Origin of the sequence: Halobacteriovorax sp. RT-2-6 (genome assembly GCF_047085025.1) — a bacterium.
In the GTDB taxonomy this organism is placed as follows: Bacteria; Bdellovibrionota; Bacteriovoracia; order Bacteriovoracales; family Bacteriovoracaceae; genus Halobacteriovorax_A.
The window spans coordinates 1638328-1663190 of the sequence record NZ_JBKIYH010000001.1 but is presented as its reverse complement, the minus strand read 5'-3'; the positions used below and the strand labels follow the sequence as shown (position 1 = coordinate 1663190).

The following is a 24863-nucleotide window of genomic DNA, read 5'->3' as shown; positions in this document are numbered from 1 at the left end:
TATGATGTTATATGATGTAGCTTCTGTAGAGGATCGTGGATCACACTGGTATGTAACGAATGTTTATCCTCATACCCTTGATCCTATTGAAAGACATGAGAAGTTATTAAATCTTTCAGCAGTATCTGCTTCTCTTATCAAAAGGGCCTTAGAAGAAGGCTATGAAGTAAGAATTGCAAAGCCAATTGAATTTAATGAAGTAATGCCTCATGAAATCAAAATTATCGAAGGTGATGCTAACGATTATAATTTTGCAAGAGAGTCCGCAATTAAAAAGGCCCGTATGGTCGTAACGCAGGATCTTGCTTCTGTAAGTGGTTATACTTTTTATAGCTATATGTGTTTAAATAATGAGCTTTGCGATAAGGGCTACTTTATTACTGCTGAAAACCGCGAGTCAAAATATTTAGAAATCTTAGAAACAGGTAATGAAGAACTTATTCAAAAATTAGAAGATTACCTGAATATGCGCGATCAGATTGAAAGAATCAGTGCTCTTAATAAGAAATTTGATCACTTTAGAAAAATCGTTAACGAAGAAGAGTGTACTGATAAAATCGATGAGCTTACAAATAAGTTCTTAGAGGATTATTATTCAACATTCTTCTAGAATTATTCTCTATTCGCAAAAAGATCACCGTAAAGTAAATGGAACATTATTTTACTGCTTCGAGTATTTCTTATTCTCAAGAGCTCGAAGCAGTGATGTGAAATTTGTCCTCTATAACTGCACCCAAGAAGAAAGAATCAACTGGATTAGTGTTTTCAAAGAAAGATACCATTTTCCGGATGAATATATTTCTGACTTTCTCGTTACTAATAGTGTTTATGATATTTTTAAATTAAAGCCTAAGCGTTGTATGATTCTTGATATTCATACGCTTAAACTTCTTGGAGAAACAATTCCATGTGACCTGGTGGTTTTTTCAAATGAAGGCCATGAAATGCGACGTTATGGGATGAAAAAGGTCAAGTATTACGGATTCTATGAATATCAAAATTTTGATGAGCAAGAACTTTTAAAATTCTCATTTGGAAATTATAAAGATCTTAATACAGTTGATAACTATGTCTTTGTTAATACGCCATCTCTAGACTATACGAATGTTGTGATACCTGAGCTCTACAGGGATCGAAAACTAATTTATAAAATCGCTAATAAGCATCACGAAAATTTACACGAGAAATTTGATACAATGTTGTATTACCAATCTGGTAAAGTTGATACAAATAATCGTCTTGTTCCCGAAAGCCTTTATTATAAGAAGAAGGTCGAAATCTTTAAGAGTGTTATTCAAGACTCCGTAAATATGCGATATAATGATATCTTATTAAATGGATTTGAAGCTTATCACTTAACGGATGAAGATAAGTTAATTCAAGACTTTTTGGATTAATATGATTCTTAGATTAGATAAAGAAAATTATGATCTCTGGTTAACATATAGCTGGAGTGCAAATAATCATGGCCTATGTGGACATACATACGAGGTTATTGATTACTATCTTTTTTTGAAAGATTATATGCGAGTTGGAATTCTTCTTTGTGAAGATATTGATTGGCCTACATTTAGAGATTCTGTTGTTGGTAAATACATCATTTCAAATGAAGAGCTGTTGCAACTTGAAAAAGATACAATATTTGTTAATCGTCCTAATTTAGTACACGCTAATAATATTCTCTTTACTGATGGTGGTGCTAAATCACTTATGGGAAAACATATTCTTGCACAGAAGATATTTCACTTCGCCTGTGGTGATAAAGAACTTCAAGATAACGATAAAGATAATGTTTATATCTTACAAGATGCCCGTATTTATCGTGATTGTAAGAATGCTATTGATTACAAAAAACGTATCAATTTTGATCGTCTTAAAAAGCCTACAAAATCAAATCGTTGTAACTTGTTGTATGGCACAAAAAATTGTCGAAATATCCCTGATCAGATGTATCTAGACCTTTTAAATCAATATGATGGAAAATTCATGTGCTTAACCAATAGGGAAAACCGACCTGTAGAGCGTCTAGATGGGCTCTCTGATCGCTTTGTTTTTCCAGAGATGCCAGTACCTGACTTATTTGAAAAGTTTGATAGATATATCTATACACCCGTTCCTCGTAAGTTTGATTGTAGTCCTCGAATGATTGCGGAATGTAAATTTTTTGAAAAAGAGGTTGTGTATTATAATATAGACTACTGGGATGAAGATAAAGGCCTCTACTGGAGAAAGTGGGATATCGACAATGACTTTGAATCGATATTCTTAAAAGAGGGAGATCCCATACTAGAAATCTTGGGAGAACATATTGGATTATAATATTTTTAGCCATTCAGGTTTGAGGCTAATAAATGACAAATTCAATAAAAGAGCAAAGCTCGATACGGGAACATTCTGTAATTATGAATGTTACTTTTGCTATTATCTTGATGATCTCGATAAAGTGACTCCATTAGAAACTATTAAAAAAAGAGCACAAAAAATCTATAACTGTGGAATGCGAGAAATTGATCTTAGTGGTGGAGAAAGTTCAGTCCACCGTGATTGGTTTGCTATTCTCGACTATTGCAAGGAAGTAGGTTTTACAAATATTTCTGCTCTGACAAATGGTGCGAAGTTTGCAAACTTAGAATTCTGTAAAAAATCGCAAGAACATGGGTTAACGGAATTACTTTTTAGTCTTCACGGAGTTAATGAAGAAAATCATGATTCAATCGTTGGAAGAAAGGGTGCCTTTCGAAAAATGCTAAAGGCCATTTCAAATTGCCAAGAAATAGGCATTAGGGTTCGTATAAACTGTACTGTAACTGATAAGAATGCAGAACTACTCAATGAATATGTCGAATTAATCAATAAGATCATGCCTTATCAATTAAACTTCCTTCCTCTTAATTATTGGGAAGATGCTGATCGACTTGAGTCACAAAGTTATGAACATCTAAGTAAATATATTAAAAAGGCCATTGATAGTCTCAACAATAGTATTCAAATTAATGTCCGCTATATCCCATTTTGTTTTATGCAGGGGTATGAGAAATATGTCGTTGGTGTTTATCAGCATATTTATGATCGTAATGACTGGAATATTTATGCTTACGATGTGGAGAAAATTGAAGAGAAGGTACTCGATACAAAAGAATATTTCGAAGTTGCCGCTCAAAAGAGAAAGCACACGTACACAAAAGGTAAGGAGTGTTTTAATTGTATGTACTTCTTTGTATGTGATGGCGTAGAAAAGAAAATTTCAAATGTACAAAAGGTCTATCCTGTTGATGGTGATAAAATTGATGATGTACAACATTATCGTCGTGGCCATTATCCAGAGTGTGACTATAAGTAGGTAAGTTATGGAAAAATTACCAAATTCATTAGCAAAAGAAGATATTCTTGAAATAGAACTCGAGTTGACAGGAACATGTAATCTCGACTGTCCACTTTGTTCACGAAGTTATTCAAATGCTAAGCATTTAGTTAAATATAATGAAAGACCAGCAAGTGAGATTATTGCTCAACTTGATGAATACCCAAATATTAAGATGTGCTGTATGGCCGGAATGATTTCTGAGCCAACACTCCATAAAGAATTCTTCACGATAATGGAATATTTAATTGGTCGTGAAATTGAAGTCGAGCTTTATTCGAATGCTTCTCTACATACGACAGATTGGTGGCGAAAGCTTGGTTCGATGATGAGTCCTAGAGATCACGTATTCTTTACAATTTGTGGATCAACTCAAGAACTACATGAAAAGTATCGTGTTCGTTCTAATCTTCAACAAGTGTTAGACAATCATGAAGCTTTTAAAGAAGGATGTAAGTACGATATCGATTATCTACAGCATATCATGTTTGAATATAATGCTAAAGATTTTGAAAGTGATGCGATGAAAGAGATTCGCTCTCGCTTTAGTCGTGAGTATAATATTAATACTCTTCCATACAATGAAAGATTTGGTTTCATTAAAGATGAAAAAAATGACATTGCATTAACCGCAGATTTGGCAAAAAGTTATAACCTAATTTCTCGTCATGCTAAGAGACGTTACGAACGAAATAAATCTGGTGAAATTAAATGTCAGATGCGTTGTAAAAGTCTTGAAGAAAAATTTGTGGCCATTGATCAATGGGGTGAAATCTTTCCATGCTTTCTCTATCGTATCTATAATGTTGGTGAGAAATTTAATTTAGATTATTCAAAAATTAATCAATTTAAATATGACTTCTGCTATGAGTGTGAAGCCATGACGACAAAAATGCTAGAAGATATAGGTTTAGAGAGGATGGGGTAATGAGCTGTAAACAGACGACATTACATCGTAGTGAAATCCTAGAGCTTGAAATGGATCTAACGGGTACTTGTAATCTACGCTGTCCTCTGTGTACAAGAAACTACGCACATGCGGGTCATTTATTAAAACGTAATGTACGAAGCTATGAGCAAATAAAAGAACAATTAGATACCTTCACTAATCTTGAAGTTTTTTACATGGCCGGAAATATATCTGAGCCAACACTTCATCCTGAAGTTAAAGATATTTGTCGATACTTAGTCGAACGTGGTGTTGCTATCGAACTATTTACAAATGGTAGTACTCATAATCCTAAATGGTGGGCCGAACTAGGAGAGATACTATCATCAAATGATCGCATATATTTTACTATTTGTGGCTCAACACAAGAGCTACACGAAAAATATCGTGTAGGTAGTAAGCTTCAAGATATCTTGGATAATCATCAAGGATTTATTTCGACAAATAAAGAAGGGATCGATCATATACAGCATATTATGTTCAAATATAATCGTGAAGATTATGAAAGTGAGGCGATGAAGAACATAATTGCCCGCTTTAGTAAAACTTTCAATGTCGACACTGAAGGACAGCGAACATTTAATGAGTATGTAAAATCCTTTGATAAGGATTTAATACGTCCTGAAGATGAAAGAAAAAGAGCGATTGATGCTTTATTTAATATAAAACCATCACCAGGTGAGAGTGAGGATATTGAAATAAAATGCATGAGTCTTAGAGATCGTAAAATTTATATTGATCAATTTGGACAAATATCACCTTGTTATGGCCATGCTGAATACGAGGGACCAGGACATTTTTCTGGAGAAGTATTTGATTATGGTGAAGTATTAAGCTTTAAATTTAAAGACTGTTTTAAATGTGAAAGAAGAATTCAAAAATTAATTGATGTAATGGAGTTAGACTTTGTCTGCTAGTAATGATGCCCTTATTCGTAGTGAGAGAATTGAAATTGATCTCACAGGTACTTGTAATGCAAAGTGTCCTTTGTGTGCTCGTAACTATAAGCATATTGAAGTTAAATATAATGAGAGACACTTGAATGAGATTACTAATCAATTAGATCAGTTTCCAAATGCAAAGTATGTACATTTGGTAGGTGCTTTCTCTGAACCAACATTATATCGCTCTATTTTTGATCTTTGTCGTTATTTAAGAAAAAGAGATATCGCAATCGAAATATGTACAAATGGTGACACCCACAATCCTGAATGGTGGGCCGAGTTAGGTACGATATTAGGTCCTGATGATAGTGTCTACTTTACAGTTTGTGGTTCAACACAAGAGCTTCACGAAATCTATCGAGTTAATACTAGTCTTGCTAATATTAGGGCCAATGCGAAGGCCTTTCGTGAAACAAATCCCTATGGAATTGATTATATCCAACATATCTTATTCGATTACAATGCTGAAGATCTTGAAAATGGAAGTATGGATGAACTTTTAAATGAGTTTAGTAATATCAATTTGACGCAAACATTGTATCGCCGAGAAACAGAGGTATATAAGAACCCTTTTAATCTCGATAAAATGCTTATTACGCCTGAACTTAAGAGAAAGTATGATGTCATTATAAACTCGGCCAAGAAGAAATGGGGCGAGAAAGTTAGTGGTAGTAAAGATTATGATATCGATTGTCGCTCATTTCACAATAAAAGTATTCATATTGATCAGCATGGTACAGTCTTTCCATGTTATGTATGGCTTGAAGAAAGTCGCTTAGAAAAGTGGGATCTTGATTATAAAAAAATTCAAAATTTCGAATATGAATGTTGTCAAATTTGTGAAAAGAACTGCAAGCGACTAATGGATATGTGGGAGCTTGAGATTCTATAATGCAATATAATAAGTTTGTTGAATTCATAGAACTTAGTTTAAATAACAGCTGTAATTTACAGTGCCAGGGTTGTCCAAGCCTTAATCCTGGTCATAAAAATAGAAGAGAGCTCGATTTTTCAAAAGTCCTGCCTATAATCAAAAAATTTAACCCTAAAGAAGTTTTTGTCTGTGGTAATGATGGTGAACCATTAGAGCATAGTGATATTAATAATATCCTCATTTCATTGGGGGAAAATTTCTCACAAGATATCCTTATTGCAACTAATGGGGAAAACCTACTCAGTCTCGATGTGGATAAACTAAAAAAATATAAAAACATGGTCTTTCAGGTTGCCATTGACGGACCAAGACAAGAGATACATGAACTAACACGTTGTGGAAGTAGTTTTACTAAAGTTTTAAGTAATATTGAACAAACAAAAAACTTTTTAAATATTGAACCAATTTTTTCTAGGCATGAACTTAACGAAGAATATGCAATTGAAACTGCGGAATTAATAAATAAAAAAATTGGCCTGGATTTATTATTTAGAGATACTACATTAGTTACGAGAAAAATTAAGCCTCCAAGAAAGAGAAGTGTTAAAGGGAATATGGATTTTCTTTATGATAAGAAGTATTCAAAGCCTGTTGTGCCCTGGTTTAAAAGAATTTATATCAACTCTGATGGAAGTTGTTATCCGTGCGTTTCTTTTATTTATGCAAGTACAGAAGTAAAGCCAGTAAATATCTATTCATATGAGAGTACTTTTGAGTTTTTTTCTGATTTTATAAAATTTTCAAAAGAATTTTGTAACTGCTATCAAGCTCTAGGAAATACCACGCAGTGTAAACTTAATTGTGATTTTTATATGAATGATTTTGAATATGATGATTTAGAAAGTATTAAGGATATTTCGTGATTAAAAGTAATACCTCATTTGGTAAGTTAAACTCTATAATTGTTGGACGAGAACTTGAGATTAGTAAGCGTATCGCTGATTTTACTTTCCAGCACTTCTACGGAGAAAATTTAACACATGCAGTATATGACAGGCTAGAACATGCAGGTCAAGAATACTATGTGAATCATGATCTTTTATTAAAACGAAACAAACAGCTCGATGATTTGGCAAACACTTTTGAGAGACTTGGTATTGAAGTATATCGTCCTGAGCGATTGGGGCAGGTCGTAACAATTAAGACGCCTGATTATAAAACAGAGCTTTCAAGTGCCAGTAATGTACGTGATGTATCTTTGGTATATCGTGACTATATTATTGAAACTCCAACTTATGTAAGAAATAGATTTTTTGAAAATACCCTTTTGTATAATGTATACAACGGATTATTTGATGGGGGACGCGGTGGAAAATGGATTCGCTCACCACACAATAAGTTAATTGAAGAAACTATGGATTTAAGTCCTTGGGATTCAGTAAGAGATTATGAAAATTTTGATCGTTCTAAATATACAATGGCCATTGATGGAGCACAATTTCTACGTATTGGGAAAGATGTCATTGTGAATGTTAATTCTTATAATCACTATCTAGGACTTGAGTGGGTGAAGTCATTTTTTCCCGAGAGTGATTTCCATATTGTTAATGTAGCGGATAATCATATTGATGGTGTTCTCGTTTGCCTTAAGCCTGGTACATTTTTAGTAAACCCTAAGTATCGAAATATAAAAGATTTCTTGCCTGATAAATTTAAAAATTGGGATTGTTTATTTCCTGATGACTATAAGGCAGAGCCAGTTATTGAATCCGGTAAAACGGATATCGATATTCAACTTGCAAGTACACGTGGGATGGATATCAATATAGTAAGTGTTGATGAAGAAAATGTTTTAGTAAGTGAAAGTGCTGTAAATGTCATTGAACTTTTAGATAAGCATGGTTTTAAACCTCATCCTGTTAGATTAGAGAATTGTGAAATATTTGGTGGTGGGATACATTGCTCTACCCTGGATATAAATAGAGACGATGAATATATCGATTATACAAAGTAGTACATATGAAGATTGCACTTATAACAATGATTGAAAGTAATGGCCAAAGCACTAACGATGAGAAGGGGATTACTTTTGAAAATCAAAGACATTATGAAGATGAGGCGATTCTTTGTTTTGAGAATTGGCGAACTAACGCTGGTGAATTGAAGGATATTCCAATATATACTTATTGCCCAACTCACAATACTGTTTCGCAAAAGACTAAAGAGAAATTCAAGGAACTAGATGTTACCTATATAGAAAAGTATCACGAAGAAACAAAGTATTTTGAATCAGGTTTTGTGAATGTTCCTTTTTGTGGAATGCTTCTTGAACAGGAATTAGAGGAAGATATTCTAATTCATATTGATCTCGATATGAATTTAATTAAACCAATTGATCCAAATTTATTTGATGTCGTTTACAATGAAAATAAGATTGTTGTAGGGCAGTATGATGATATTTCTAAGAAAGACCAGCGTTTTATCGGAGAAGATTGGGATAATCCTCTCGATACTGGATTTATCATTTCTCGCCGCGAAAGTGAATTTTATAAATTTTTCTTTGAAGAACTTATGAAGCTTTATGAAACTAATGGTGATGAGCGTTGGCAAAAAAATTGTCAAAATGTAGAGAAGTACTTCTTGGAAGAATATGTAATAGAGAAGGCTTATAATGAAGGCCGACTAGATGTTTTTCCAATTCAGTATTATCAAGTAGGTGAAGGATATGCATCTATTTCTACTTTCCCTAAAGAAAAATTGAAGAATATCTACTTTTGGCATGAGCATCTTTATCCTAGCTCAAAGTATGATAAAGTTAGAGAGCGTATTGCCTACTTCAAAAGGATGAAGGAAGTCTAGATGGATATTGAACATATCATGCGAGAAAAAAAGATTGAATTTCTTTATGCAGCTCAAAAAAAGCTAAAAGAGGAATTTGATATCGATGTACCAGTCGGTACAGGATTTGGTAAGAGTAAAAGCTTTTATTTTATACCTGTAGGTAATCGTAAATATGTTTTTAAGCCGGCGCTTAAGTATCTTGTTACTGATGCTCCAGATATCGATCGTAAACTGAATTTTACTTTTGATGATCTCTTGAATAAATATCGTAAAGTAATGAATAAAAAAACAATTCTACCTACGCTTCTAGAAGAATCTGAGAGTTTTCTTGTTTTTGAATATTATCGCGAAGAAGATGGTTGGTTCAAGATGGATGATCTTAAAAAAAGCGATTGTGAAACAGTTGTAACCTTAACAAGAAATTTATGGGGAAGTGATCGAAATGTGCTTTTTCCTTTCTATAATCAACTCTATTCTAAAGTGTATAAGCATTTAGACAGCGGTGAAATTAAAATTGTCGATCTAAAATATGTTGAAATTCAAAAACGTCGACCAATTTTTATGTATATCTGCGATTATAATATAAATACAATATTTTATTTTGAAAAAAATCTCAATCCATTCTACGACTTAAAGGATATCTTGTCGCGAGAGTACCCTGTGTATGAAGCCCAAGAGAAAATTCTATATAAATAATGAAAATACCTCTTTTTCGTCCATATTCTAGTAGCTCATTACCAATGGAAATTAAAAGGGTGATTGAATCAGGTCACTGGACTGGTGGACGTGAAGTTAGCGAGGTTGAGAATATATTAGCTGAAACATTTAATTTTCCCAATTTTACTTGTACAAGTAGCGCTACTTCAGCCTTTGAAATTTTAATAGATACATTTTATCCTGATTCAAAGGTCAATGTCGTTGTTCCAGTGAATACATTCGCAGCTACTGCAGAAGTACCTCGTAGATTAGGGCATAAGGTTATTTTCTGTGATGTAGATGTAAAAACAGGAATGATTGATATAGCGTCTCTAAAATTGATATTAAATTCTCATAAAGTTGATTGTGTTATTCCCGTATCAATTGGTGGACATCTTTATGACAGAGAGAAGCTTAAAGAATTAAAACAAAGCTATGGATTTGATATTATTGAAGATTTAGCTCAACTTATTTATAAAGATTGTTTCGATCATTTTGTTGATGCAGCATTCTTTAGTTTCTATCCTAATAAAATACTATCATCTCCTGATGGAGGTGGTTTTGTTCTATCTGATGAAAGTAAATTAGAAGATTTACGTAAGGTTCGCTTGCATGGAATTAAGCGTATTTCTCCGATAGAATATGATATTGAATGTCTTGGCCGAAAAGCAAATATGACTGATCTTAGTGCAGTTATTTTGAAAGATCAGATATATGCTCTTGATGAAAAAATAAAACGTCGACAATCAAGAGTTGCTCGATATCAGAATCTTCTTAAGGATATTCCACAAATCTCTTGTTTAGATCATAGTGAAAATATTATTTCCTCTCTTTTTGTCATACATGCTAAAAATAGAAAAGAGCTTCAAATTCATTTGGCTGATAATGGAGTCCAAACATCTATTCACTTTAAACCTCTTCATTTACATTCATATTGGAAAAAAGATGAGTTAGTGTTTTCAGGTGCTGAAAGCTATTACTCTACATCTTTAAGCTTACCTTTTTACGAAACTCTCGAAGATAATGAAATAAGTTACATCGTGGAGCTTATAGCTAAATTTTATTCTAATTAATAATACGCTCGATGTAGAAGGACTCAGCTAATAATTTCCCGCACTTTGTGCCTTCTGTTTTTGCGAGAATTTCTAAATTTTCAATCGAACGAGGATGAGGGAAGGCATGCAATTCACTTTCGTAAGCGCACATGGCCTTAATCTTTATTTTCAAGTCCTCACTATCTATTGAATTGAAATAGTTTTTTCTTGTTTGTTGATATTGCGAAGATTGAAATTCAATACTTGAAGGTATATCAAAAGAAAAAATATGGGTGGTTAAGTTCTCTGGTAGTGCTCTAAAAGCAGTTAATACTGCTTTATTGGTGATTTGATGATCAATATTCAAATCATTAGATGAGTGTGTGTAGACAATATTGGGACAAAATTCTTTTTTAACAGATTCTATCTTCTGTATTATGTCGATGAGCTCATGGCCATCTAGGCGATTGTCTTTAAAATCTAACTTTTTAAATTTTTCTACTCCTAGGATATTCATGGCCTTTAGGAATTCTTGATGACGGTTTTCTACATCTTTCCCTTGTGCAGAAGTACTGTCCGTTAGGACTAGTATGAATACTTCATCACCACAATTAATATGTTTATTAATTGTTGCTCCACAACCTAGTACTTCATCATCTGCATGGGCAACTACTACTAATACTTTGTTTTTCATGGCGCTACCTTTTCAAAACTCCAATAATCATCACACTGGCAGACTTCAAAAGGGCATGTGATTGCTGTCGTTTTAAAGTCACAAGTTAGAATGTGTTTTTTCGTGTTTTTACAAGCATAGGATACTTGAGCATCATAATGAATGATAAATGCCCTAATGTCACACCTCCAACCTTTAAGCCTATTATAACCATGATTTAAAAAATCTGATTTAGAAAGGTGGTGAATCGAGTTTTTTAATTTTATTAAGGTTGTTTCTTTATTTTCTAGTAGAGTTATTTTAGCTTCACATTCTTTTATAAAGGATTCGATTACTTCTTGATATGCTTCATACGAAACTTGTTGTTGTGTCTCATTGTGTAGTCTTATGCAATTTAAAGTTAATTTTTTATCTGAAGCTAGTCTGTATAAATCATCAAATATATTCTTATATTGATTATACTCATCTATTTTATTAGTGAATAGAAAGGCAATATCAATTTTATACTGGCCAGATAGAATATCCGCTTTTTTTACAAAATCTTTGTTTGGGTATTCAGGGTGAAAACTTGCAGTGATTTTGATTTTGTTATTCTTAGGTATTTTAGACCAAAAATTCTCAGGTTTTACAAAATTTGTAACTATTCTAATTTCTCTTAATTTTTCAATCTTAACTAATTCTTCAATTATTTCTAGGAAATTTGGGTGTAGTGTGGGTTCACCACCAATTAAATTAATGATGAAGTCTTCTTCTATTGCCTTGAGTTTCTTTAAAACGATTTTACTTAATGTTGAATAATTAGTGTCACTTGTAAATGGTCTGTAATAGCAATAACTACAGTCAAATTGACAATGAGATACCATCTCCCAATTTATGTTTAGAGGGGATCCTTCTCCAATAGCAATAATGTCTTGATTGTTATATTGCATTTTTGAGTTCCTCAATTGCGATTCGTCCGCTCCCGTATATATTAGTAATACCTTTTTGTTTTAAGACTTCTTTATATAATGGCGCTTCGTAATTATATGGAAAACAAAAGTCTTTGATCTGGATTCCTTTCTTCTCGAATTCACTTATCATCGTGTCGGTATCATTTTTTAAGTGACTATGTAGTTCTTTTAAACTTATATTTTTTCTTAGATCTTTATGTTTATGAGAGTGGCCACCTATATAGCAATTTGCTGTATTTGCTATTTCTTTAATTTGGCTCCATTTCATATAATTATTTGTTACTTTATTCTTAAAGAAAAGCTCATGTGCCCTTGCACATGGAATTGTCTCTTTATTTTGAATTTCGTCTTCTGGAGAAATTATATTTGTAGAAATAAAAAAGATTTTTGGTGTGTCAAATTTTAAGAAATGCTCTAAGTATTTGTACTGAGAATAAAGACCATCATCAAATGTAATGATATATTCTGAAAGATCCAAATTAAGCATCCATTCATATACTTCATGAATCATTAATATAGGTTTATCCAATTTATTCATCATAACCTTGCACTATGTCTTTAATTATTTCTTGAAGTGTAACTTTAGGAGTATAGAAGCTTTTTAGTTTTTCAATATTTGGAGATCTCTTCAAAATATCTTTTGAATTCTTACTATACTCATGGTTAAAAGGTTTCTTTTCTATTTTTATACTTTTATCTAATGTTAACTTGATTTGAGTTGCTAATTCTTCGATCGTGACTCGATTTTTATCATTTCCAATATTAATTGTCTGATTATCAAATCGATCTTCGTTGATAAGATATTTCATTGCGCTGATAAGGTCCTTAACGTGGCAAAACGCCCTCGTTTGTTTTCCGTCTCCAAATATTTGTATTCTTCCATCTCTTTTAGCATCCCTAACCATTTTAGGAATAACCATGCCATACTCAGGTGATTGTCCTGGTCCTGTTACATTAAATAGTCTTAAAATAATATGTGGAATTTCGTGACTCTTGATTAAGAACTCTGTCATAAGCTTGTTGCAGGCATATCCCCATCTAAGTGTATCGGGAGAGCCTATTTGTAGATTTTGCTCTTCTTTACAATCCTCTTGGTTACCGTAAACCTCAGAACTTGATGCAAAGATCAACCTTGTTTTGAATTTGGCCAAAAGTGGTAGTAGATCGTGATTTATCTTGTTCTCATTAATGATTGCATCTCTGGGTGATTGATCAATTTTTTTTACTCCTACAGCGGCAGCAAAGTGACAAAAAATTGTGGTGTCTTTTAGTTCAGTATTAAGCCAGATTTTATCCTCTTCAGACATATTGGCCAAGTCCATATTTTTGTACGAGATTTCACCACATATACGTGCTAAATCGTCTATTGTAAGGACGTTTGTCGATAAATTGTCGATTATCGTGATGTCGAATTCTTGAAAGAAATTCTTGGCGATTTCGCTACCAAGGAAGCCAAGGCCACCACTTACTATCATTTTACGTCTGGTCATAAATTCAGCCACTTGCAGTAATTTTATCTATTGGTAAAATTATTTAGTTAATAATAATGCATCAAATTTTAATTACATTTATAATTATAGCATATTGCATGTTTCTGGGGTGTCTCAATGAAGAAGAAAAATAACTCAAATCAATTTGGTTTTACTCTCGCTGAAGTAATGGTTGCGGCCGGTCTTATCGGTGTACTATCGCTTGCGGTTGTTAATATGATGAGTAATATTAACAGAACTTCTAAGCGTGCATCTCAAGTCTTTAATGTTCAGCAAGAAACACAAAGAATTACGGGGATTTTATCTAATGGAGATGCCTGTAAGAATACGTTACAAGGAATAGATATCGGTAATGCTCCTAATTATTCAACTACTCAAAATGTACCAGCGATTAAAGATGCAAATGACGATAATATCTATACAATAGGTAAGGAATTAGGTGCAGGTCCAGATACTGTAAACGTTAATTCAATGCAGGTAAGAAGATACTTTGATCCTAAGACAGGTACTTATGGTTCTCTTCAAAATTATACAGTTGGAGCAGTCCCTTTTACAAAGTTAGAAGCACAACTACTCATCACATTTAGAAAGGGAACAGTTGGAACAAGTGATGATGTTATTAAGAAGAGTTCTGTTGGTAGTATCGATATTACAAAGCGAATCAGCATGATGGTCGTTGTAAATGCTGCAGGACAAATACAGTCTTGTTATAGTACAGCGGATGAGTTCCTTGATAGTGCTTGTCGAAATCTAGGTGGAACAATTGATGGAGTCGATGGTGGTTGTAAAGACGTTAAGCTAACAACTCTTAAAACTACGCCAGATACTTCAATTACTAATGCTGTAACTATTGGTAGTAGTGATTCTGCTGCAATTGGTGATGCTGGTGCCGCCAATGCTCCTTTACGAGTAAAACTAGGAAGTGCAAGTCGATACTTATCTGTTGATGATAGTTCTATACAAACGAATGGTGGTCCACTTGAATTAAACCCATTTGGCCGTGTCCAAGTAGGTGGTGGTGCAGGATCTTCAGAGATTAGTAATGGAACAACAGCACCTGCGAATGCGCCTCTTAAAGTTATGGGAGCAGGCTCAACTTTTATGGCCTTTGATGAAAATGAGATTCAGGTGTCAAATGGTACATCTACTGGAAGCTTACATTTAAATCCATATGGACCAAGTGTGACAATTGGTAAATCACAAGAAGTAGCGCATTTGAATTTATATGGTAATTTGAATATAGGTGATCCAAGTTCGACAATTACCACTACTAGAGTTATTAATTTATATGACGGTTCGTACATTAACTTCCTTTCAGACGAAAGTGTTAAAGATGATGTAGCAGTATTAGATGGGGTACTAGATAAACTTGAAAGAGTAAAAGGTGTTTCATTTGTGTGGAAGGATACTGGAAGAAAAGATATTGGTTATATCGCACAAGATTTAGAAAAGGTATTTCCTGAAGTTGTTGAGAGAGATCCTGAAACTGGTTTACTGAATGTACAATATACAAAAATGCCAGCAGTAAACACTGCCGCCATTAAAGAGCTTAAGCGTGAAAACGATGAACTCAAGTTTAGAGTAAATCTACTAATGAATGCTCTTTGTAATGGTGAAGATGCACATAAGTATGAAGAGGTTTGCTCTATTCCTATAGCACCTTTAGAATAAAAAAATGAATAAGACAAAAATCGCCATTATCGGTGTCGGATATGTGGGAATCAACTTAGCTGTTAGATTCCCACAATTCTTTGAAACAATTGCCTATGATATTGATGAAGAAAAGATCAACCTTCTAAAGGAAGGTGTCGATCCGTCTAATCAATTCTCTAAAAATGACATTCTTGAATGTGGCTGTGATTTCAGCTCTGATGTATCTGCTTTAAAGGACGTTGATTTCTATCTAATTACGGTTCCAACTCCTATAGACTCTAATCAACAACCAAACCAGGATCTTGTTATTAAGGCCATAGAGGGGCTTAGAGATTACCTGTACCCTGGAGATACGATAGTTATCGAATCAACTGTCGTACCTGGTACAACAAACGCGCTTAAAGAGTATCTTGGTAGGGATGATGTGAACTTTGCTTTTTCTCCTGAAAGAATTAGTCCCAGTGATAATACTGTAGCGTTTGAAGACATTGTTAAGGTTGTAGCCTGTGAGTCTAGTGAGAAGCTTGAAGAACTTGTTGGAATTTATAATAAGATATTTAAGCAAGTTGAGAGAAGCTATGACATCATTGCAAGTGAATTTGCTAAGCTTCTAGAAAATACGTCTAGAGATATCAATATCGCCATGATGAATGAATTCTATCTTGGTGCAATAAGCAAAGGTATCGATTTCAATGAGGCCCTAAGGCTTGCACGAACAAAGTGGAATTTCCCAAATGTTAATAAGGGCCTTGTCGGTGGACACTGTATTAGTGTTGATCCGCACTACCTTTCTAAGTTCCTAGATAACTCTTCAGATTCTATAATACTTCACTCACGTCGTATAAATGATTCCATGGTTGAGTCTATTGTAAGTAGGGTTATTTCCTTAACTAAGAATAATGATAAAATTCTCGTACTAGGTCTTACGTATAAAAAGAATTGTAATGACTTTAGAGATTCTAGAGCGATGCAAGTCTATGAAGAACTCAAGAATATAAGTGATCGAGTTGTCGAAGCTTATGATCCTTATCGTGATCATAAAAAAGATAAAAACAGCGGCTTTGATTTTGTTCTAACACTCGTTGCTCATAATGAATTTGTCGAAATGACTGCGAATGATTGGTTAAATCTTGTTAATCAAAACGGTGCTATTTTAGACTTTGCTCAAGTTCTAAGAGACGAGTTAAGTAGTTCGATCAAGGTCTATTATTAGATAAGGTTACAGTCACAGTGATAGCGGAAGAGAGTTTCAAAACTATCTTCGCTAATTCTATGCTTATTTCTCATAAATAGCTTAAAGGCATCACCACGGTTCAGGGTTTGGCCATGTTTCGAGTTACAGGCCAGTTTGAATGAAATATGAGGGTAGCGATCAAGGAAGTCATCAACTTGATGATGATTATCATTTGTTACAATAATTACGTAGGTGACTTGTTCTTCATCTAAGTCAGGAAATTCGATTTCGTGATCTAGATACTCAACACAGTGATAAAGGACTTCATCAATATGTTTTAAATACTTATCACCGTATCTTTTGATAAAAAGACCATTTGTAAAAACATCAATAGTACAATTCAGTTTTACTAAATGATCAAAAACCTTTTCCATTGTTTTGGGATCGATAAGGCCAGGCTCACCCCCGCTTAAGCTTACTTGTGCACCTTCTGTAACAGAGTAAACTTTGTCGAGCAGCATCTCCTTGCTAATTGGATTCTTTTTATTGCGCTCATGAGTATCAATAATGCAGTAAGTACAATCCCAATTGCAGTTGAATGTAGTAATGATAGTGAATTCATCACGCTTTGCTGTCATATGTTAATTGTAACATGGTCCAAAATTGTAAAAAAGCTTTATTTTCTCTAAAGATTTTAAATACTTAAGTGAGCCTTGAAAGCAGCGATTTTATTGATAAAATAGATTTATCAAGGATGATTAAATGACGATAAAAGCAAAAGATGTGAAGCTTGAAGTAAGGCTTTCTAATTTAAAAGATATTGATGGAATTCATGATTTAGTGGCCCGTTCTTATACTGGGTTTCCTGATGATTATACAAAGGGAATGATTCGCGGTCAGATTACAAATTATCCAGAAGGAAACTTTGTTGCTACACTAAATGGTAAAATTGTTGGTTACTCGGCAAGTATTCTACTTCCTGAAAAAACAGTATTTAAAAAACACACATGGGCCAGTATTACAGGAAGGGGATATGGCTCGACTCATGATGAAGATGGAGATTATCTCTATGGTTATGAAACTTGTGTCGACCCATCAATTCGTGGTCATCGAATAGGTCAAAGATTATATAATGCTAGAAAAAGACTTGTTAAGTATGAGCGATTAAAAGGTATCGTATTTGTCGGTCGCATTCCAAGTTTACACCGACGTATCAAACAAGTTGAAAGTGTTGAAGATTATATTGAAAAAGTAAAAGAGAAAAAAATTAGAGATACAACTCTTGGCTTCCAACTTCGAAATGGTTTTGAAGTTTTGGGTGTTCTTAAAAAATATCTTCCTACTGATAAAGAGTCTATGGGATATGGAGTTCACTTGATTTGGGAGAACCCTGAATATCAAGCGCAAGAGAGTAAGAAAGATCGCCCTGTTCAGCAAAATTCAGTTCGAGTCGTTAGTGTTCAGTATCAACAACGAGGTATTTCTAGCTTCAAGGAGTTTGAAGATCTTGTTGAATACTATGTTGATGTAACGGCAGACTATCGTGCTGACTTCGTTCTATTTCCAGAATTGTTTACGATGCAGCTGCTTTCAATCAAAAATGAAGAAGTTGAGGCCAATGTTGCAATTGAGCATATGACTGCTTACACAGAAGATGTAAAAGCGCTCTTTCAGCGCCTCGCTGTAAAGTATAACGTCAATATTATCGCTGGTTCTCATCCAACAAAAGTTGGGGATCGTGTCCATAATATTAGCTATATTTGCCTTCGTGATGGACAGATTCACGAACAAGCAAAAATCCACCCAACGCCAGATGAACAATATTGGTGGAATATTGAAGGGGGAGATGAGGTTAAGGTTATTGATACTGACTGTGGCCCGATTGGTGTTTTAATCTGTTACGATAGTGAGTTTCCAGAGCTCACAAGACACCTCGCCAATCAAGGGATAAACATTCTCTTTGTTCCATTCTTAACTGATAACCGACAAGCCTATTGTCGTGTGAAGTTTTGTTGTCAGGCCCGTGCCATTGAAAATCAAATCTATGTAGCCATGGCCGGAAATGTTGGAAACCTTCCTCGTGTAAACAATGTCGATATCCAATACGCTCAAAGTTGTATTCTAACTCCATGTGACTTTCCTTTTGCAAAAGATGGAATTGCTGCAGATACAACGCCAAATGTTGAGATGGTCGCAATTGCAGACTTAAGAATTGATACACTTTTAGAAGCAAGACAAAATGGAGCTGTGAAAAATTTAAAAGATCGCAGACATGATTTATATTCTGTCGTCTGGCATGGGAAGTAGGTGGCCTTAAGTGGCCACCAGTATCTTAATTGCTCTTAGCTGGTATTTTACTCATTCCATATTCAGTAATTGCAGTAATCGATAATGAAGGATTAACTCCAGGATTCGCTGAGATCATTGATCCGTCAAAGACATACATATTTTCGTAATTGAATACTTTATTGTCTTTGTCGATAACACCTTCTTTTTCACTTTCTCCCATACATGCTCCTCCCAGAATATGTGCCGTCGAAGGAATCCCTGTTAAGGTTTCAGTAAACATAACCATTGGCTTTCCATCAATGATTTTACAGTACTCTTTGGCCATTTGATGTGCTGTTTTAATAAACGCAGTAGGGGCCTCTCCTTTTGAGAGAACTGACTTCATTCCAAAAATACCCTTTGTGAATTTTAGAGTACTATCAAGGTGCTGCATAAATAGATGGATATTTGTTTGTTTTGCGAAATCTTTTACTGTTAAAACTTTAAACCACTTAATAGGATCTCTTAATGGCTCTATCGCAAGCTTAATCATTCTTAAAAAGAAATTAGGCTCTGAGATCATTGGAACCATAAGCACACGCCAGAATCCCGATCCTTTGCCGTAACGAGTTGGCTCAAGATGAGAGTGCTCATCAATGTCGATAATTGAACCAATAGCAACTCCCTTGGTCATATCAATATCTTTCCTATAGGTCGTATTGAGAATAAGCGCTTCATTATTTGTTCTGATAGTATCACCGAGAGCTGGTGATAATTTTGGAAGCGTTGTCTTTTTTAAATCAAGTAGTAAGTTAATAGTTCCTAGAACACCTGCACTAAAGATAACCCCATTGGCCTTCAGGTTTCTTGTTTTTCCAAAGTACCTTGTCGATTCTTTTAAAACAACTTCGTAACCTGTCTTTCCATTAGCACCATCGAGAGGTGAAACTTTTACTGCTTTATTTTCAGCAAGAATATCAACTCCAAGTTGTCGTGCAAGATAGAGGTAATTCTTATCAAGAGTATTCTTTGCATTATGACGACAACCTGTCATGCAGGCACCGCATGAGATACAGCCAGAGCGGCTTGGGCCTTTCCCATTAAAGTATGGATCTGCTACTTCAACACCTTCTTTACCTTCTTCTCCAAAATAGACGGAGACTTTTGTTGAATCAAAATATTCTTCACGTCCAATATTTTTAGCAAGCTCAAGCATCGTATGATCTGCATCACCATAGTGTCTTGTCTTTTCTGCTCCAAGCATCTTCCATGCAAGATCGTAGTAAGGTGATAGTTCTTCTTCCCAATTATTCAAATTCTTCCAAGGGCCGTGATTAAAGAATTGTGACTTAGGCTTTGGAAGTGTATTTGCGTAGACAAGAGATCCGCCACCGACACCAACGCCACTTAGAACTGAAATATGCTTAAAGAAGGTCAATTGCTGGATTCCAAAGAACTTCAACTGAGGAAGCCACATCCACCTTGGAAGATTCCAATTAGTTTTTGGAAACTTCGTTGTATCAGAGAAGTCTTTCCCTTTTTCAACGACTAAGACGCTGTATCCTTTTTCAGCAAGTCTTAGTGCTGAAACCGAACCGCCGAAACCTGATCCAATAATAATATAGTCGTAACTTTCTCTGATTTTTGTATTTGGCATATATCCCTCAAAATTTTCGATCACTCATAATTATACATAAGGATTTCAATATGTTGAGTGTTTGAATATTAATTATTGATTAAAGTAATCTTGAAAAATCTCGTATTTTTAATGGTTTAACAAAAGCAGGAGCTTCCTTATTTGATGTTATAATAAAGGAGATTTTGGAGGAATTATGAAAGTAACAATCACATTCTTAGTATTGGCCATGGCAACGTCTTCTATCTTCGCCAAAGGAAGACCACTTCTTAGATGCCCAAAGCAAGGTAACAAGATTATTATCTGTCACGTGCCTCCAGGAAATCCAGATAAGGCTAAGGAAATCACAATCAATAAGAACGCAGTTCAAGATCACTTAGACCACGGTGACTATGCTGGCTACTGTGAAAACACACAGTATGCTGATAAGAAAGAGATGTGCGGAATTTGCGACGTGGATATCGATCCTACTTGTAGCTAATCATCGTTTTTATGGCGCGTACCGTATAGTTTAGTTAGACTTGTATGTTTTTCAGACAGTATTCTGTAATGATTCCAATTATGACCTCAATTCTATTAATTCTGTCATTATATTGAAAATGATATATGCACCAGTGAAATAGACGATTATATGAGAATAAATGAAAGTAGAGGTTATGAATTCTAATTTAAATGAAAAATTATACTATGAAGATTGCGAACTATTAAAAAGAGTTGCCATATTTATCATGGCCATAACTATTTATTATGTAAGTTGGTACTATGGGAAAGATATTTTAATGAATCTTTTCTATGGTTATATTAAAAACGGTGTTTTAAAACCAAAGCTTTTTTTTAGTCACTTACTTATTTATGGATCAATATTTAGCGCGATTTGCTCATATGTTATGATTTTTATTGCTTACAAATTAGGCGTAATAAGACTCCCAAAGTATTTAGTTAATATAAAGGCGGCCCTCTTATATGGTATAGTAAGTGCTCTTGCTTTATCTGTGCTTTTTATTATTTATTGGTTAATCCGCGGATATGATTTTCAATTTCTAATTAACTCTCAAAGTATTCTTGGGAATATTTTCTCTAATTATTATGAAGAAATAAGTTATAGGGCCCTACTTGTTGGTGTTACTCTAGCTCTATTTCGCAATAAATGGATTGCGATAGTTATTCCATCATTGATTATGGTTAGTACACATACTCAATATCCATTTGAGTTTAAATGTCTTGTGTTCTTAGGGTCTTGTTTTTTTAGCTATGTTTATATCAGAACATCTAACTTAGTTTCATCTTGGTCATCACATCAAGTATCAGATATCGTCTTAGATACGATTCTAAAAGTTTAAGAAAAAGATACGCGCCACCTTATAAATTATTGGAGATTAGATGAAAATTATCGACTCAGTAAAAGATGTTAATTTTAAAACTTTTCCAGGTGGAGATATGTTCAGCGTACTTGTTGGAAGGCATGACTCAACAGGTGCAAGCGAGCACCATACAGTTGCAATTGTAAAGCTTCCTGCAGGTACAAAATCAGACGAGCATTACCATAAAGAAAGAGAAGAGTCATACTTTGTTATTAGCGGTACAGGAAGGGCAATTATTGATGGAGTCGAAAATCATATTAAGGCCGGAAGTTTGGTCTATACGAAACCGAATGAAAAGCATGCCTTTATAAATGATGGTAATGACGAATTTATTTATTTGATTATTACAGCACCCTATTGGGTACCTGAAGATTCACACCATTAACTAAAGACAGACTAATTCGTGGAGAGAGTTATAAAATTATTCAAAAAATTGATAAAGGTTTTTATTATCGCAATCATAGCTATTGTCATCGTAAGCTATATGATTTTCTTAGGAACGACAGTCTATGTTGTTAGGGGCATTAAAGTCGCAGACCCCCAAGTAATTAAAGTTAATAATAAAAAATCTAATAAGCATGATAATAAAGAAGTACATAATTCTGATGAAGAGAATGTGATCCCTAATGCTGCTATTGAAGAATCAAACGATAAAAAAAATGAGAAGGATAATAAAGAGGTCTCGCGAGTAGAGAAAATGCGAGAGATGACAAATGCCGCTACTAGCGCACGAATTATTGTCGATGATCTTTTAAAAGCTAACTCGATAAAGTCTTTCTGTTCTAATATTTGCTCTCAAAGTAATTATAAGAAAATTTCACCAACATTATTTGCACAATATCTTAATACAAATCCAAGCAGTGTCTTAAATGATTCCATTGGAATTGAGAAGGTCCTAGGATTAGCTCTCTTTTCAAATATGTTGCCTCCTAGGCTTATGGATATTGTAATCGAAGTTGCTCATGACCATGAAAGAGGCATACTCGATAATATTTCTGCTTCACTTAAGATTCAAAAAGAGATGCTCTCTCTAAAGCCTTTCTTTGAGAGAACGACAAGTGATGAGTTTAAAGAACTACGACGATCTGCTGCTCGAAGTTTAGACTCTTATAATGTTGTTCGAAAAGAGTGTTCAGAGACAACTATTTCTGAAAATGACGCTATTGATAGATGCGAAGAACTATTTTCATCTTTTGAGACCTCTTATAAGAAAATATCTGAAATTAAGTAAGGGAATATTGTTTAAAATAAGAGATGATAAATGTATGAAAAATTTAATTATAACTTTAATAAGCATGAGTGCTTTTGCAAATGATCCAGTTTTGACTCCAGTTACAAAGGAAAGTTCTGGTTGTAATGTTAAGCATTCTCTCGGACTTGCAGATAAAAAAGACTTTTTGAAATTTCACAACAAGTTAGTTGGCCATATTAAAGAAGATAAAAAAACAGAACTTGCCAGTATGATTAACTATCCTCTGAGGCTTTCTGAGAAAAAAGTTGTGAAAAGCAAAAGTGAATTTATACAAAATTACGATTCTATTATTAATAAAAAAATTAAAAGAATAATTCTAAAACAAGATCAAGATTCCTTTTTCTGTAAGTCAACGGGGCTTATGTATGGAAGAGGGGAAATTTGGGTGAATAATTTCAATAAAAAATCAGAATTGAGAATAATTAGTATTTTTTCAAAATAACTTTTCCTCAGTGTTGTTGATCTAAATGGATTGAACACTATTATACTTTCTACTATTAATTTTGATAGTTGGTTAACACTTTAGGTGTAGAGTCATTGTACATAATCTAAACTAAGGAGTTATCATGCCAAAATACATCATTGAAAGGGAGCTTGCTGGTGCTGGTAAATTATCGCAAAAGGATCTACAAGGTCTCTCTCAGAAATCTTGTGATGTTTTAGAGGAAATGGGACCAAGTATTCAGTGGGTACAAAGCTATGTAACAAATGATAAGATCTATTGTGAGTACATAGCTCCTAATGAAGATCTTATTAGGGAACACGCACATAAGGGTGATTTTCCTATTACTAGTATTGCTAAGGTTGGAACTATTATTGATCCCACCACAGCTGAGTCTTAAATTTATTTTTAAAAATAAGGGCCTTCTCTATAGAAGGCTTTTTTGTTGTTAAGTCATGCAGACTCGAATTTGTTCGGCTTCATTTTTAGAATTGGTTTCGTGGTGTGAGAGGGATGCTCTCTCGCTCACTTTGTGTTCGCTCGTCAGCGATGCTCTGCTTTAAATGCCATCGTGGCATTTGCCGCCTCAACAACTTGCGAGTCACTAGTTTCAATGACCTTGCTTGACCCAAAACAAAAAAGCCCAGACGTAAACGCCTGAGCTTTTTTAGTGGTGGGACATCGATGTTACTATGAACTATGTCTCCTTAATCCCTAAGCTATTTAATATATTGAATTTTCTATTGAAATCTAAGATAGAATTATAGCGCCCATAAAAAAGAAGGGTGATCTCTCGCCCTTCCCTGATCAGTACGCGCCACCTTTTGAGTATTTCAATTCTTTAGCAGTTAATTATTTTTGTTTTTCCCAAAATTTGATTGGAGTATAAGTTTGTTCTTATGTTTGATGTCATGCTGTATTAGCGATATTTATAAAATGTTAAATAATCCATTAATAGAAGCTAAAAAAGTCATTTTAAATTTGTAAGTCGTTGTAATCTTCAAAAGGTGGCGCGTACCGCTGGTGGAAAATAAAAAAACCACCGCAAGGGTGGTTTTTATATTTGGTGGGCCATGCAAGACTTGAACTTGCGACCACCCGGTTATGAGCCGGGGGCTCTAACCAACTGAGCTAATGGCCCTCAATTGGAATTTTGAAACTTAAATTTATCCAAGTTTTGGTAATCTGGCTACAAAATTTTGCTATGTGGCAGTGGTGCGATGTGTAATTGGCGGGAGTAGTCAAATACGCAAAATAATGAAATG

General features: G+C 34.2%; 27 protein-coding genes and 1 tRNA gene. 21 read left to right on the top strand and 7 right to left on the bottom strand.

Annotated elements, in window-relative coordinates:
- Position 1: 1 nt before the first annotated feature.
- The 12 genes from ACMAYS_RS07870 to ACMAYS_RS07815 all read left to right on the top strand — a co-directional run bounded on the left by ACMAYS_RS07870 (position 2) and on the right by ACMAYS_RS07815 (position 10738).
- On the top strand, positions 2-610 hold the full coding sequence (locus ACMAYS_RS07870) for a hypothetical protein (protein WP_103218764.1): 609 nt from the start codon (positions 2-4) through the stop codon (positions 608-610).
- Between the two features lie 97 nt (positions 611-707).
- Complete coding sequence (locus ACMAYS_RS07865) at positions 708-1397, top strand: hypothetical protein (protein ID WP_103218765.1); 690 nt, start codon at positions 708-710, stop codon at positions 1395-1397.
- Position 1398: 1 nt separating this feature from the next.
- Positions 1399-2319, top strand: a complete 921-nt coding sequence (locus ACMAYS_RS07860) for a hypothetical protein (RefSeq protein ID WP_392990550.1) — start codon at positions 1399-1401, stop codon at positions 2317-2319.
- Positions 2309-3340, top strand: a complete 1032-nt coding sequence (locus tag ACMAYS_RS07855) for a radical SAM protein (protein ID WP_412463065.1) — start codon at positions 2309-2311, stop codon at positions 3338-3340. The genes ACMAYS_RS07860 and ACMAYS_RS07855 overlap by 11 nt, the downstream gene beginning before the upstream one ends.
- Positions 3341-3347: 7 nt before the next feature.
- Positions 3348-4289 (top strand): radical SAM protein, encoded by a 942-nt coding sequence (locus tag ACMAYS_RS07850; RefSeq protein WP_392990554.1) that lies wholly within the window; start codon positions 3348-3350, stop codon positions 4287-4289.
- The gene (locus ACMAYS_RS07845; protein ID WP_412463064.1) at positions 4289-5227 is read left to right on the top strand and encodes a radical SAM protein; all 939 of its coding nucleotides are present in this window, start codon (positions 4289-4291) and stop codon (positions 5225-5227) included. Before ACMAYS_RS07850 ends, ACMAYS_RS07845 begins: the two co-directional genes overlap by 1 nt.
- The gene (locus ACMAYS_RS07840) at positions 5217-6146 is read left to right on the top strand and encodes a radical SAM protein (protein WP_392990557.1); all 930 of its coding nucleotides are present in this window, start codon (positions 5217-5219) and stop codon (positions 6144-6146) included. The genes ACMAYS_RS07845 and ACMAYS_RS07840 overlap by 11 nt, the downstream gene beginning before the upstream one ends.
- Entirely contained in the window at positions 6146-7051 is a 906-nt protein-coding gene (locus ACMAYS_RS07835; protein ID WP_412463063.1) for a radical SAM protein, read from the top strand. Before ACMAYS_RS07840 ends, ACMAYS_RS07835 begins: the two co-directional genes overlap by 1 nt.
- Positions 7048-8142 carry a hypothetical protein gene (locus tag ACMAYS_RS07830; protein WP_103218772.1) on the top strand — a complete coding sequence of 365 codons (1095 nt, stop codon included), beginning with the start codon at positions 7048-7050 and terminating at the stop codon, positions 8140-8142. The genes ACMAYS_RS07835 and ACMAYS_RS07830 overlap by 4 nt, the downstream gene beginning before the upstream one ends.
- 5 nt (positions 8143-8147) lie before the next feature.
- The gene (locus tag ACMAYS_RS07825) at positions 8148-8987 is read left to right on the top strand and encodes a hypothetical protein (RefSeq protein WP_412463062.1); all 840 of its coding nucleotides are present in this window, start codon (positions 8148-8150) and stop codon (positions 8985-8987) included.
- A complete protein-coding gene (locus ACMAYS_RS07820) occupies positions 8988-9665 on the top strand; it encodes a hypothetical protein (protein ID WP_103218774.1) in 678 nt (225 codons plus the stop codon).
- Positions 9665-10738 carry a DegT/DnrJ/EryC1/StrS family aminotransferase gene (locus ACMAYS_RS07815; protein ID WP_412463061.1) on the top strand — a complete coding sequence of 358 codons (1074 nt, stop codon included), beginning with the start codon at positions 9665-9667 and terminating at the stop codon, positions 10736-10738. The genes ACMAYS_RS07820 and ACMAYS_RS07815 overlap by 1 nt, the downstream gene beginning before the upstream one ends.
- Here ACMAYS_RS07815 and ACMAYS_RS07810 read toward each other — a convergent pair.
- The 4 genes from ACMAYS_RS07810 to ACMAYS_RS07795 are packed head-to-tail and all read right to left on the bottom strand — an operon-like array spanning position 10731 to position 13812.
- On the bottom strand, positions 10731-11393 hold the full coding sequence (locus tag ACMAYS_RS07810) for a PIG-L deacetylase family protein (protein WP_412463060.1): 663 nt from the start codon (positions 11391-11393) through the stop codon (positions 10731-10733). The two genes, ACMAYS_RS07815 and ACMAYS_RS07810, sit on opposite strands and share 8 nt — an antisense overlap.
- Positions 11390-12301, bottom strand: a complete 912-nt coding sequence (locus tag ACMAYS_RS07805) for a radical SAM protein (protein ID WP_412463059.1) — start codon at positions 12299-12301, stop codon at positions 11390-11392. Before ACMAYS_RS07805 ends, ACMAYS_RS07810 begins: the two co-directional genes overlap by 4 nt.
- Positions 12291-12863 carry a polysaccharide deacetylase family protein gene (locus ACMAYS_RS07800; RefSeq protein ID WP_412463058.1) on the bottom strand — a complete coding sequence of 191 codons (573 nt, stop codon included), beginning with the start codon at positions 12861-12863 and terminating at the stop codon, positions 12291-12293. The genes ACMAYS_RS07805 and ACMAYS_RS07800 overlap by 11 nt, the downstream gene beginning before the upstream one ends.
- Complete coding sequence (locus ACMAYS_RS07795) at positions 12853-13812, bottom strand: NAD-dependent epimerase/dehydratase family protein (protein WP_412463057.1); 960 nt, start codon at positions 13810-13812, stop codon at positions 12853-12855. The genes ACMAYS_RS07800 and ACMAYS_RS07795 overlap by 11 nt, the downstream gene beginning before the upstream one ends.
- 117 nt (positions 13813-13929) lie before the next feature.
- On the opposite strand from ACMAYS_RS07795, the gene ACMAYS_RS07790 reads away from it, so the two are divergent.
- Both ACMAYS_RS07790 and ACMAYS_RS07785 read left to right on the top strand, forming a co-directional pair.
- A complete protein-coding gene (locus ACMAYS_RS07790; protein ID WP_412463056.1) occupies positions 13930-15483 on the top strand; it encodes a tail fiber domain-containing protein in 1554 nt (517 codons plus the stop codon).
- Between the two features lie 4 nt (positions 15484-15487).
- Positions 15488-16678 carry a nucleotide sugar dehydrogenase gene (locus ACMAYS_RS07785; RefSeq protein ID WP_412463055.1) on the top strand — a complete coding sequence of 397 codons (1191 nt, stop codon included), beginning with the start codon at positions 15488-15490 and terminating at the stop codon, positions 16676-16678.
- On the opposite strand, the gene ACMAYS_RS07780 is transcribed toward ACMAYS_RS07785, so the two are convergent.
- Positions 16675-17277 (bottom strand): radical SAM protein, encoded by a 603-nt coding sequence (locus ACMAYS_RS07780; RefSeq protein ID WP_103218781.1) that lies wholly within the window; start codon positions 17275-17277, stop codon positions 16675-16677. The genes ACMAYS_RS07785 and ACMAYS_RS07780 overlap by 4 nt on opposite strands.
- A gap of 124 nt (positions 17278-17401) precedes the next feature.
- Between ACMAYS_RS07780 and ACMAYS_RS07775 the strand changes: the two genes are divergently transcribed.
- Complete coding sequence (locus ACMAYS_RS07775; RefSeq protein ID WP_412463054.1) at positions 17402-18946, top strand: GNAT family N-acetyltransferase; 1545 nt, start codon at positions 17402-17404, stop codon at positions 18944-18946.
- Positions 18947-18971: 25 nt separating this feature from the next.
- On the opposite strand, the gene ACMAYS_RS07770 is transcribed toward ACMAYS_RS07775, so the two are convergent.
- Complete coding sequence (locus ACMAYS_RS07770) at positions 18972-20564, bottom strand: GMC oxidoreductase (RefSeq protein WP_412463053.1); 1593 nt, start codon at positions 20562-20564, stop codon at positions 18972-18974.
- Positions 20565-20739: 175 nt separating this feature from the next.
- Here ACMAYS_RS07770 and ACMAYS_RS07765 point away from each other — a divergent pair, with 175 nt between their 5' ends.
- The 6 genes from ACMAYS_RS07765 to ACMAYS_RS07740 all read left to right on the top strand — a co-directional run bounded on the left by ACMAYS_RS07765 (position 20740) and on the right by ACMAYS_RS07740 (position 23998).
- Entirely contained in the window at positions 20740-21024 is a 285-nt protein-coding gene (locus tag ACMAYS_RS07765) for a hypothetical protein (RefSeq protein ID WP_103218784.1), read from the top strand.
- A gap of 160 nt (positions 21025-21184) precedes the next feature.
- Positions 21185-21883, top strand: coding sequence for a CPBP family intramembrane glutamic endopeptidase (locus tag ACMAYS_RS07760; RefSeq protein ID WP_103218785.1), 699 nt, complete (start codon positions 21185-21187; stop codon positions 21881-21883).
- Positions 21884-21923: 40 nt separating this feature from the next.
- The gene (locus ACMAYS_RS07755; RefSeq protein WP_103218786.1) at positions 21924-22289 is read left to right on the top strand and encodes a cupin domain-containing protein; all 366 of its coding nucleotides are present in this window, start codon (positions 21924-21926) and stop codon (positions 22287-22289) included.
- A gap of 48 nt (positions 22290-22337) precedes the next feature.
- Positions 22338-23135, top strand: coding sequence for a hypothetical protein (locus ACMAYS_RS07750; protein ID WP_412463052.1), 798 nt, complete (start codon positions 22338-22340; stop codon positions 23133-23135).
- Between the two features lie 34 nt (positions 23136-23169).
- Positions 23170-23598: a hypothetical protein gene (locus ACMAYS_RS07745; protein WP_392990586.1), complete on the top strand. Its 429-nt coding sequence runs from the start codon at positions 23170-23172 to the stop codon at positions 23596-23598.
- A 124-nt stretch (positions 23599-23722) separates the two neighbouring features.
- Positions 23723-23998, top strand: coding sequence for a DUF4242 domain-containing protein (locus tag ACMAYS_RS07740; protein WP_392990588.1), 276 nt, complete (start codon positions 23723-23725; stop codon positions 23996-23998).
- Positions 23999-24662: 664 nt separating this feature from the next.
- Here ACMAYS_RS07740 and ACMAYS_RS07735 read toward each other — a convergent pair.
- Positions 24663-24739, bottom strand: a tRNA-Ile gene (locus ACMAYS_RS07735).
- Positions 24740-24863 lie beyond the last annotated feature (124 nt).